Raw genomic sequence first — 270 nt, 5'->3', positions numbered from 1 at the left:
AGGGCGGCGAAACTACCCGCCACCTCCGGCACCTCCGATGCCGACCTGATGAGGGACCTGCGCGCGGGGCTGCACATAACGGCAATGCAGGTACGCTCGGATGAAGCCTCGATACCTGTTTGTGTCCAGGCCGAACGCATCTTCTCGGCGCTGGAGCTCTTGTATCGAATTACACCCGCCAGGCGTGGCGAGGCCATGGAGCGTGCACTTGGTATGCTGGATGCCTTTATGCTTTCAACCGCGGACCTTTCCTTAACGGACGCCGACACG

Annotated in this window: 1 protein-coding gene; it reads left to right on the top strand. The window is 61.1% G+C overall.

Annotation, left to right across the window (positions count from 1 at the left end; translation table 11 throughout):
- Positions 1–270, top strand: a 270-nt coding sequence (locus SB816_RS31875) for a hypothetical protein (protein ID WP_410548227.1), incomplete at both ends; no start/stop codon positions are given.

Origin of the sequence: Achromobacter sp. SIMBA_011 (assembly GCF_046535435.1) — a bacterium.
GTDB classification, from domain to species: domain Bacteria; phylum Pseudomonadota; class Gammaproteobacteria; order Burkholderiales; family Burkholderiaceae_B; genus Achromobacter; species Achromobacter dolens.
This window is presented reverse-complemented; position numbering and strand designations above follow the sequence as displayed.